The organism is Rhodothermales bacterium, assembly GCA_034439735.1.
Classification (GTDB): Bacteria; Bacteroidota; Rhodothermia; order Rhodothermales; family JAHQVL01; genus JAWKNW01.
The window spans coordinates 1-10,257 of record JAWXAX010000016.1; the positions used below are offsets into that span (position 1 = coordinate 1).

At 62.6% G+C, this 10,257-nt stretch carries 7 protein-coding genes; 4 read left to right on the plus strand and 3 right to left on the minus strand.

Features of this window, described 5'->3' with window-relative positions:
• Positions 1–239 precede the first annotated feature (239 nt).
• Positions 240–788: a DUF2911 domain-containing protein gene (locus tag SH809_00675; protein ID MDZ4698190.1), complete on the plus strand. Its 549-nt coding sequence runs from the start codon at positions 240–242 to the stop codon at positions 786–788.
• Positions 789–934: 146 nt separating this feature from the next.
• On the opposite strand, the gene SH809_00680 is transcribed toward SH809_00675, so the two are convergent.
• Positions 935–2,533: a choline dehydrogenase gene (locus SH809_00680; GenBank protein ID MDZ4698191.1), complete on the minus strand. Its 1,599-nt coding sequence runs from the start codon at positions 2,531–2,533 to the stop codon at positions 935–937.
• A gap of 190 nt (positions 2,534–2,723) precedes the next feature.
• Here SH809_00680 and SH809_00685 point away from each other — a divergent pair, with 190 nt between their 5' ends.
• On the plus strand, positions 2,724–3,281 hold the full coding sequence (locus SH809_00685) for a hypothetical protein (protein MDZ4698192.1): 558 nt from the start codon (positions 2,724–2,726) through the stop codon (positions 3,279–3,281).
• An 84-nt stretch (positions 3,282–3,365) separates the two neighbouring features.
• Positions 3,366–6,782 (plus strand): T9SS type A sorting domain-containing protein, encoded by a 3,417-nt coding sequence (locus SH809_00690; GenBank protein MDZ4698193.1) that lies wholly within the window; start codon positions 3,366–3,368, stop codon positions 6,780–6,782.
• 15 nt (positions 6,783–6,797) lie between these two features.
• On the opposite strand, the gene SH809_00695 is transcribed toward SH809_00690, so the two are convergent.
• Positions 6,798–7,907, minus strand: coding sequence for an alkaline phosphatase (locus tag SH809_00695; protein MDZ4698194.1), 1,110 nt, complete (start codon positions 7,905–7,907; stop codon positions 6,798–6,800).
• 191 nt (positions 7,908–8,098) lie between these two features.
• Here SH809_00695 and SH809_00700 point away from each other — a divergent pair, with 191 nt between their 5' ends.
• Positions 8,099–9,259 carry a lactonase family protein gene (locus SH809_00700; GenBank protein ID MDZ4698195.1) on the plus strand — a complete coding sequence of 387 codons (1,161 nt, stop codon included), beginning with the start codon at positions 8,099–8,101 and terminating at the stop codon, positions 9,257–9,259.
• 96 nt (positions 9,260–9,355) lie between these two features.
• Here the strand turns inward: SH809_00700 and SH809_00705 are convergent.
• Positions 9,356–10,257 (minus strand): efflux RND transporter permease subunit (locus SH809_00705; protein MDZ4698196.1); only part of this gene is annotated, 902 nt, incomplete at its 5' end.

Consider the following 10,257-nt stretch of genomic DNA (forward strand, 5'->3'; position numbering starts at 1 on the left):
CCAGTCGAAGTACCCTCCTGACCAGGCCAGGACCTCTGGCGACAGGCTGTGGGCGCGAAGGTGGCGAATCCGATGCATTATCAGTGGATAAGAGGGGTGCGTAGGGGGATCGACCGTTAACTTACGGCATCCGAGGAACCTGAAACCCCTTTTTTCGTGCTTTGAACTCGCACGTACCCACAAAGGCCCCATCGCGGCCTTATCCAGTGAATCCAGGTTTTACACACCCAATAGCTACCATGAGAAAGACGGTCTATACTTCCCTTTTCAGCGTCCTTACGCTCGTGATTATGGCGCTCGTCGCCCAGCCGGCCAGTGCGCAGCGCGACAACAGCAAGTCGCGCCCGAGCCCGAACGCGACGGTGTCGCAGACCATCGGCACGACCGATATCAACGTGTCTTACGGTCGACCCGGGGTTAAAGGCCGCACGGTGTTCGGCGGGCTCGAAGGGTATGGCAAGGTATGGCGTGCCGGCGCCAACGAGCCGACGACCATCACCTTCGCGAACGACATCATGGTGGAGGGCCAGCACCTCGTGGCCGGCACCTACAACCTGTTCTTCCGTCTCGCCGAAAACGGCGAATGGGGGGCCATCTTCGCCACACCGGTCCGCTGGGGCACGATGTACGACGAAGCCAACAAGGTCCTGGAAGTGAAGGTAAAAGCCGAAACGATCCCGAACCACGAGTGGCTCAACTACACGTTCGACGACCTGACCGAAAAGTCGGCCACCCTCGTCATGAAGTGGGAGACGAAGCGCGTGCCGATCAAGCTGGCGGCGATGTAATTGGAAGGCAAAAGGGGAAAGGAAAAAGGAAAAAGGCAAAAGAGTAAAGGAAAAAAGGCACATTGAGGAGGTTCCGGACCACGGGCTCACACTCACTTTGTCTTTTTCCTTTTGTCTTTTTCCTTTTTCCTTTTTCCTTTACTCTTTTACCTTTTGCCTTGAACCACCATCGCCGCCCCTTTCTCCCCGATCATGATGGACGGGGCCTGGGTGTTGCCGCTTATGAGGGTGGGCATGATGGAGGCGTCGATGACGCGGAGTGCCTCGATGCCGCGGACGCGAAGCCGGGTGTCCACCACGGCCATGTCGTCGTGGCCCATCTTGCAGGAGCCGACGGGGTGGTAGTCGGTTTTGGACCACTTGCGGATGTAGTCCTTGATCTGCTCGTCGGACTGCGTCTCGGGCCCGGGGAGGTATTCGCGTTTGATGAACGGGCGAAAGGCTTCGGATGCCAGCAATTTGCGGCCCCACTTGAAGCCCTCGATGGAGATCTTCCAGTCGTACGGGTCGGCCAGGAAGTTAGGGTCGATCGCCGGCGCGTCCAATGGATTCGTCGAGCGCAACGTCACCGAGCCGATGCTCTTCGGGCGCAGGTTGCAGGTGTTGATCGTGATCCCGTGGCCCTTGATGCGCATCCGGCCGTGGTCCACCACGTACGCCGGCAGGCAGTGGATCTGGATGTCGGGCGAGCGGACCTCGTCGCTGGTTTTCAGGAAAATGCCGGCCTCCGCGACGCAGGCCGTCACCGGACCGGTTTTGTACAGCAGGTACTGGATCCCGTGGCGGATAGCTTTATCCCACCGATCTTCCCCGTTGTAACTCACCGGCTGGCTACACTCAGCCGCGATATATACGTCCATGTGATCCTGGAAATTCTTCCCCACGCCCGGCAGGTCGTGGACCGGATCGATACCCAGCGCCCGCAGTTCGTCCGCCGGACCGATGCCGGATAACAGCAGCAGCTTGGGCGAGTTGACCGCGCCGCCGCTGAGGATCACCTCGGCTCGGGCACGCAGCGTCACATGCTCTTTTCTCCCTTTCAGGTACTCGACCCCCACGGCGCGTCCTTTCTCGACCACCACGCGCGAGGCCCAGGCATCGGTGAGGACCGTCAGGTTTTTGCGGTGTTTCACGGAGTGGATGTAGGCCGTCGCGGCGCTTTCGCGGCGGACGTTGCGCTGGGTCACCTGATAATAACTCACCCCTTCCTGCTGGGCGCCGTTGTGGTCTGGAGTATAGGGCAGGCCGATTTCCTGCGCCGCACGGACGAAGGCGCGGGTGAGGAGGTTGGACTGCGTCTGGTCCGCCACGTTCACGGGCCCTCCTGTGCCGTGGTATTCGTTGACGAACCGCTCGTTGTTTTCGGATTTCCTGAAGTAGGGCAGCACATCGTCGTAGCCCCAGCCGGCGTTGCCGAGGTCGCGCCACTCGTCGTAATCCAGCGCGTGTCCCCGAATGTAGATCATCGCGTTTATCGAGGTGCTCCCCCCCAGCGTCCGTCCCTGCGGGTAATGCATTTCGCGGTTATTGACATGCTTTTGGGGGACCGTCGAAAAGCCCCAGTTGACCCGTTGGCCGACGAGTTTCGTGAACCCGGCCGGCATGTGAATGAGCGGAGAGCTGTCTTTCGGGCCGGCTTCGAGGAGGGCGACCTGAACGTTCGGGTCTTCGCTCAGCCGGTGCGCCACGGCGCAACCGGCCGCGCCGGCGCCGACGACGATGTAATCGAATGCGGTAGATGCCATAGATGAGGACGGTTCAGGGGATACGCTGCCCGAACATACGCCACGGCCCTCAGAGAGAAAATCCATCTCCTCTTATTTTGCCGCGCATCATGTAGGTATAGGTCCTTCACGTGGAGTCGCTTCGGCCTCGCGACGGAATCGGGGCGGCAGATGTACGTTGGAATCAGCGTGTTACCAACGCCTCACTCTGATGAACCGCCCCGTCTGTTTGCTCGTCCTGATTCTATTGCTCCACGGAACGCCCGGGCAGGCCCAGACCGTGTTAAACCTCGCTACTGGAGAACGCCTACGCGTGACCCTCATCACTGATCTGGAGCAACAGCTCGATTGGGCCCCGCGCACCCCATTTATCGGCGAATTCGAGCGCTATCATTCTGACTATGTCTCGATAATTCGGAACGGGACTTCCATGCAGATTCCCACGACCGCCATCTTCCGACTGGAGGTAAGCCGGGGGACACAGACACAGAGCCGGCGCGGCGCGGCTATCGGGGCGGCGGTAGGCGCGATCGTGGCCGGCATCGCGGCGTACTCGTCCAGCGAGGGCTGCACGGCCTACCGCTACTGCGTCCTCAACGACGACACCCCGGCGGCGGCCGGCGTCGCTGTTGGAGCCGTGGGCGGCGGGCTGCTCGGGCTGGGCGTCGGGTCGCTGATCAAGACGGCTCGATGGGAAATCGTATCCATCCCCCTTGTCGTGGGCGAAAGGTCTGTCCACACATCCATTACCATTCATAGGACTCGATAACTCGCGACGCCATCTCGCACGGTTTTCACTGCCGGCGTAGCCCGGGTGAACATCACATCCACCATACCCCCAGGAGGCTCGACCATGAGACGCACCACCCGGCTTCTCGCCCTCTTCGCTCTGCTGAGCGTCACCACCTCCGCGCTCTACGCGCAACCTGTACATCATCTGGCGCCTGGCGCCCCGACATCGCTGACGTCTCCCACCGATCCGGTGTCGATCGCCGTCATGAGCCTGAAATATCCCGGCGACTACATCGTCTTTGATGACGCCCTTTTTTTTACAGGGCTGGACCAGACCTCTTCCGGGAGGGAGCTTTGGAGAACGGACGGCACGCGTGAGGGCACGCAGCTATTTCTCGACATCAGGCCAGGCCCCGAAACCAGCAACCCGTCCTACCTGGTCGAGGCCAGCGGAGTGCTCTTTTTTGTCGCCGATGACGGCGTCCACGGGCGAGAACTGTGGGCATCCGATGGCACGCCCGATGGCACGCGCCTCGTCACGGACGCGTGGGCCGGCCCAAACGGCTCCGCGCCAAATGACGTCGTGGTTTCCGGTGACCAGGTGTTCTTCACCCCGTGGAACGATATCGTCGGTCGGGAACTCTGGGTGAGTGACGGGACGCCGGCGGGCACGAAGCTCGTAAAGGACATCGTCCCCGGATACCAGGGCGGCCGGCCCGTCCATCTGACCGATGCGGACGGCACTCTCTACTTTTCGGCCTGGACGCCCGAAGCGGGGTTTGAGTTATGGAAAAGCGATGGCACACCCGAAGGCACGGTGCTCATCAAAGATATCGCCCCCGGTTCCGCGGACACCATGCCGACGCTATTCACCACGCTGGGCGACCGGGTCTATTTTGCCGCGGACGACCGGGTGAATGGCCAGGAGCTGTGGGTGACGGATGGTACGAGCGAGGGCACCGTGATGATGGCCGACATCCGGCCGGGCGAGGGATCCTCATGGCCGGCCTCACTGACGCGCATCGGCGATCGCCTGGTCTTCGCGGCGGATGACGGCGTCCATGGGGCCGAGTTGTGGGAATCGCGGGGGACCTTGGAAACGACGCGGCTGGTGGCCGACATCTGGCCCGGATTACCTGGTGCAGGACCGCACCACTTCGTCGAGTTAAACGGCCGGCTCTTTTTCGCGGCATCCGATCCCCAGCATGGCATCGAGCCCTGGGTGAGTGATGGAAGCGCCGCCGGCACGCTCCTGGTCAAAGATGGCTACCCCGGTCTGGACGACAGTGCGCCGGCTCATCTGCTCGTGAAAGGCTTGCGGGTATTCTACGCCGGTGACGACGATAGCCATGGCTACGAATTATGGGTCAGCGACGGCACGGAGGCCGGCACGCACCTCGTTAAAGACCTTCTGCCCGGCCTCGAAGGATCTCGCCCACAAGGCCTCACGACGTTCGGAGACGCCTTCTATTTTTCAGCCATAGCCGATCTCTCCGGCTCTCAGCGCCTATGGCGTAGCGACGGTACGCCCGAGGGGACCCGACTGGTCATCCCCCCGTACGACAGTCTGCGCCTCTTTCTCAGCCATACGCGCTTGTTTGAGACATGGCGCATCCGCCCCCATCTCTTCACGGAGGAAGGCGACCGGACGACTGAGATCGCGCCTGCTTCGGCCGAGTGGACCTCCACGGCGCCAGACGTCGCCGGCTACGATCCCACACTGGATCGCGTCGTAGCATACACCGCCGGCACGGCGAGGCTCACCGCCTCGTTCCAGGGAACGATCGCCTCCGTCGATATCGTCGTCGAGGCCCCGATCCTCCCGCCCGTGTATGAAACGATCGACCCCTACCTCGCCTCGGCCCCCGACGATGCCATCCACACCGTGCCGGTACTTGTCATCCGGTATCTGCCCACACCCAACGGCGTTGATCTCGATATCACGAAGGTGCCCGACTTCTGGTGGCTCCATGAAGTCACGCTCGCTGACATGAAGAAGACGATCGACCTGTTCGACAAGCGCACGAAGTTCATGCTCGAGGAAGGCTCGCGTTTCCGGGGCTACAAGACCCTGCGCGGGGATCCCGGCGCCGGCCCGATGCCCCCACCGTCCATCGGGTATAAGGTTGTCCGCTACCTGACCGTTTACGAACAAACCCCGCCATCTACCTACACCTATGATGTATCGGGCGTGCCCTCCTATTATGTGGATGTGACCCAGGTGATGGATCGCTTTAGCCTCCAGGAGCTGATCGAGGCCGAGGGGGTCAAGGAAGTCTGGTTCTGGTCATCGCCCTTCGACACCAGCTTCCCGACCTATACCAGTAACCCGAGCCTGTTCGACCCCGCCGACTTCCGGGGGATGCCGGAGTCCAACATGGCCAGCCCGAGTTCGGGCGACATCTCCAACAGCTGGCGCATCCACGATGACCTGCCCATCCTGGACCATACCTACATCGTCTACGGATCGAACTTCCGGCGGTCGCAGGCCGAATCCGTCCACAACCACGGGCACCAGTTGGAGGTCATGCTACGGTATGCCGCCAGCCGGCAAGACGGCCACGACGGGCTGTTCTGGCACGACTTCGTCGGCGTCACGAATGGCCAGTTTACCACCGGCCGCAGCGGCTGGACGCACATGCCCCCGAATACCATCGACAACTACGACTACGTCGACCCCGCGCTCGTACTGAGTGATATCGAGGACTGGCGGCCGGACAATACCGGGGCAAAAACGCTGGTCAACCTCAACACCTGGGGCGATCTGCCCTATGAATGGCCCGAACCCGATGTTATTCCGCAGCAGGTGGAGTCGCACTGGTACATCTACTGGATGCAGAACATGCCGGGGTATCAGAACACGATTCCCTACGGCAACGACTTCATGACAAACTGGTGGTTCGCGACCGCCGAGTGGGACGCGGCCCTGGGCACGAGCCCGACGTTCGGACTGCACGGAGCCGAGCCGGCGCTGCCCGTTTCCCTCGTCCACTTCGACGGACGCTACGACACCGACCGCGTCCAACTGACCTGGGATACGGCGAGCGAAACCAACAACGCCGGCTTCGCCCTCGAGCGCGCGGTTGAGGCTGACGGTCCTTTCGCGCCGATTGCGTTTGTCTCCGGCCAGGGTACGACCTCCGATCCACACACCTACACCTATACGGATACAGCACTCCCCGCCGGGTCGGCCACCGTCGCGTATCGCCTCAAACAGGTGGATATGGATGGGCAATTCGCCTATTCATCGACCGTAACGGTAGCGACACCGCCGGCGCAATTTACCCTCTCGCCCAACTACCCGAATCCGTTTAACCCCCGGACCCGGATCACCTATACCCTCCCGGTGGCGACGGACGTGCGGCTGGCCGTGTACGACCTGCTGGGCCGAGAACGGGTTGTCCTGGTCGATACCTTCCAGGACGCGGGACGTTACGCCGTGGAGATGGATGCCGGGGCGTGGGCCAGCGGGCAGTACCTCTACCGCATCCAGGCCGGCTCGTTTGACAAAACGGGGGTGATGCTGCTGCTCCGGTAGGCGAATGACGGTGAATCACCAGGCCGCGGCCGAGACGATCTTGTGGAAGATCTCGGTATTCTCGTAGATGCCAGTGAACGCCTCGGCCCCCGGCCCGAAGGCGAACACCGGGATGAGCGAGCCGGTGTGGCCTCCGGTGGAAAACGTCGGTATCATCTCCCCGTAGCCGGCGCCGGTCGACAGCGCGAGCCCGCCTGTCTCATGGTCCGCCGTGACGACGACGAGCGTATTCCCGTCCCGCGCCGCAAACTCGATCGCCGCCCCGATGGCGTCGTTGAAGTCGGCCATCTCCGTCATCAGATATTCGGTGTTGTTTTCGTGCCCACCCCAGTCGATCTGCGAGCCCTCGACCATGAGGAAGAAGCCGCGATCGCCCTGATCCAGGTAGGCGAGCGCCATGCGGGTGGCATCTGTCAGGAACGGCCCACGGCCTTCGAGCACGCGCGGCATGCCATCCGGTGCGAGCAAGAAGCCGTATTTCTGGGGCGGCGCCGGCGTGCCGGCCAACGCGGTCGAGTCCATCGCAAAGCCGGCGTCGATCAGCTGGTTATACACATCCTGGCCATCTTTTCGATCCGCAAAAAACTTCACCCCACCGCCGGCGAAGAAGTCCACCCCCGAACCCGGCAGCTGGGTGGCGATGTCCTCGTACATATTCCGGTGGGCGACATGCGCAAAGAAGCTGGCCGGCGTGGCGTGTACGATGGAGGAGGTTGCCACAAGGCCTGTCAGTTGCCCCGTCCGGGAGAGGCGTTCGACGATCGTCTCCACCCGGGCGGTATCGGCGTCCATCCCGATAGCCGCGTTGTAGGTCTTGACGCCCGAGGCAAAGGACGTGGCGCCGGCGGCCGAGTCGGTGATTTCGGCATCCGTCGGCTTCGTTTTGATGTACCCGAACGCGCCGAACTGCTCGAAGTATGAGGTCGCTACCGTGTCGTTGAAATACAGGGTGGAGATCTGCGCCAGCCCCATGCCGTCGCCGATCATCAGGATGACGTTGGTCGGTTTTGCCGGGGACGGCGGCGCGAGCCGCGCGCAACCCGATGCCAGCAGTATAACGCATGAAACGGCAAACAAGCCTGCGATAGAGCGTCGGCGGGCAGGGAGGCTCGAGGGGTTGGGCATGACAAAAAGAGCTGGCGGATGAATACAGAATCGGTCGAAGGATACGACCGTCACATTATGCGGCGATTACGCCGCGCGTGGTGCCACAATCGCTGGAACCCAAGATATCGAACTTCGTCATTTGACGCACGCGCATCTGCGCCTTACGTTAGGTGTTCTTCCTCACATCGATCGGCAGCCTGAATCTTGTTATGTCTACCCGTCGCTCCTTCCTCTACGCCGCGGCCGGCCTCACAGCCGCGCTCTCCGTCGCACCCTCCCGTGTACTCGCCGCGCCGCTCAAGTCCATGCGGATTTTTATTGGCACCTATACCAGCGGAGCCAGCAAAGGAATCTACACCGGCATGCTGGACGCGGACTCGGGGGCTATCGCGGACGTCCGCCTCGTCGCCGAGGCGGAGCAGCCCTCCTTCCTCGCTATCAGTCCGGACCAGCGCTTTCTTTACGCCGTCAACGAGTTGGACACCTTCGACGGGTCGCCCGGTGGGGCTGTCAGCGCTTATGCGATCAACGGGCGGACGGGCGAACTCCGGTTTCTAAATCAGCAGCCGACGCGGGGGGCGCATCCCTGCCATATCATAACCGACCGCACGGGCCGGTGGGCGCTGGTGGCCAACTACTCCGGCGGCAACCTGGCCGCGCTCTCCATCGGCCTGGACGGCCATCTCGCCGCGCCGACCACCGTCGTCCAGCATACGGGGAGCAGTGTGAACGCCAGCCGGCAGGAAGCCCCGCACGCGCATTCGGTCCACCTCGACGCTAAAAACCGTTACGTCGTCGCGGCCGACCTTGGGCTCGACAAGCTGATGGTCTACCAGTGGGATGCCCGCAGCGGCGTCCTCAAGCCCAACGAGCCGGCCTCGCTGGCTACGGCGCCAGGCGCCGGTCCGCGGCACTTCGCCTGGCATCCGTCCGGGCAATACGCCTTCGTGATCAACGAGCTCAATTCCACGCTCTCCGCGTTGTCGTACGACGGCGGTTCCGGGACCTTTATCGAGCGCCACACCCTGTCGACGCTACCCGAGGGCTTCGCCGGCACGAACTCCTGCGCCGATATCCATGTGGCCCCCGGCGGCCGATTTGTGTACGGGTCGAACCGCGGGCACGACAGCATCGCCGTGTTCGGGTTTGACGCCCGGGCCGGTCAGCTAACGGCCCTCGCCCACACGTCCACGGAAGGCGCCACCCCGCGCAACTTCGGCATCGCGCCTGGCGGCCGTCTCCTTCTGGCAGCGAATCAGCAGTCGGACACCATCGTGAGCTTCGCCATCGACCGGCGCTCCGGCCTCCTGAACCGCGTTGCCTCGGCGGAGGTGCCGACGCCTGTGTGCATTCAGTTTATCGAGGGATGATGGACGACGGCGTGCTGGCGAATAAAAAAGCAAAAAAACCCCTCGGCATCCGAAGATCCCGAGGGGTTTTTTCATAGGTCCAATCGAGGTCGTCGATCACCCTTCCGGCTGCACGGCCGGCTCCGATCCCGGACGGGCGCGCCACTGATCCGCATAGACCTTGACGCGAGCGGCCACCCGATCCTTCGCGCGGTGGGCGCTGAGGTACGCGACCGGGATGAGCACCAGCGTGATGAGCGTCGAGGCCGAGAGGCCACCGATGACGACGCGGGCCAGCGAGGCCTGGATCTCGGCGCCGGCGCCGATGCCCAGGGCCATCGGCACGAGGCCGAGGACGGTCGTGAGGGTCGTCATGAGGATGGGGCGGAGCCGGAGCCGGCCGGCTTCCACGATCGAGCCCTCCAGGTCCAGATCGCTCTCACGCCGCAAGAGGTTGATATAATCGACCAGCACGATCGCGTTGTTCACCACGATGCCGACGAGCATGACGAGCCCCATGATGCTCTGCATGTTCAGCGTGTCGTTCGTAAAGATGAGCATCGGAACGACACCCACGATCGCCATCGGGACGGAGAGCATGATGATCAGCGGATCCAGGAAGCGTTCGAACTGGCCGGCCATCACCATGTAGATGAGTACCAGCGCCATGACAATCGCGAGCAGGAAGTCCTTCTCCGCCTTTTCCTGTTCCTCGTATTGTCCGCCAAAGACGATCGAGAACCCATCCGGAAGCGGTAGCTGGGCGAGGTCGGCGCGGATCTGATCGACCGCCGCACCGAGCGGAACGCCCTCCTCCAGGTTCGCCGTGACGTAGGTCACGCGCTGACCGTTGATGCGGCTGATGGTTGTCGGGCTGCGGCCTTTCTCCTGGGTCGTCAGCGCCGATACGGGCACGATCTCGCCGGCCGGCGTGCGCACCCCAATATCGTCCAGGTCGAGCGTCGTGAGACGGTCTTCCGGGCGGAGGCGGACGCGAATCGGAAACTCATCGCCCTTCA

Excerpts from the sequence above, each read along its gene's own strand:
- SH809_00685 (MDZ4698192.1), top strand. The coding sequence starts at position 2,724 with ATGAACCGCCCCGTCTGTTTGCTCGTCCTGATTCTATTGCTCCACGGA.
- SH809_00695 (MDZ4698194.1), bottom strand. The coding sequence starts at position 7,907 with ATGCCCAACCCCTCGAGCCTCCCTGCCCGCCGACGCTCTATCGCAGGC.
- SH809_00675 (MDZ4698190.1), top strand. The coding sequence starts at position 240 with ATGAGAAAGACGGTCTATACTTCCCTTTTCAGCGTCCTTACGCTCGTG.
- SH809_00680 (MDZ4698191.1), bottom strand. The coding sequence starts at position 2,533 with ATGGCATCTACCGCATTCGATTACATCGTCGTCGGCGCCGGCGCGGCC.
- SH809_00700 (MDZ4698195.1), top strand. The coding sequence starts at position 8,099 with ATGTCTACCCGTCGCTCCTTCCTCTACGCCGCGGCCGGCCTCACAGCC.
- SH809_00690 (MDZ4698193.1), top strand. The coding sequence starts at position 3,366 with ATGAGACGCACCACCCGGCTTCTCGCCCTCTTCGCTCTGCTGAGCGTC.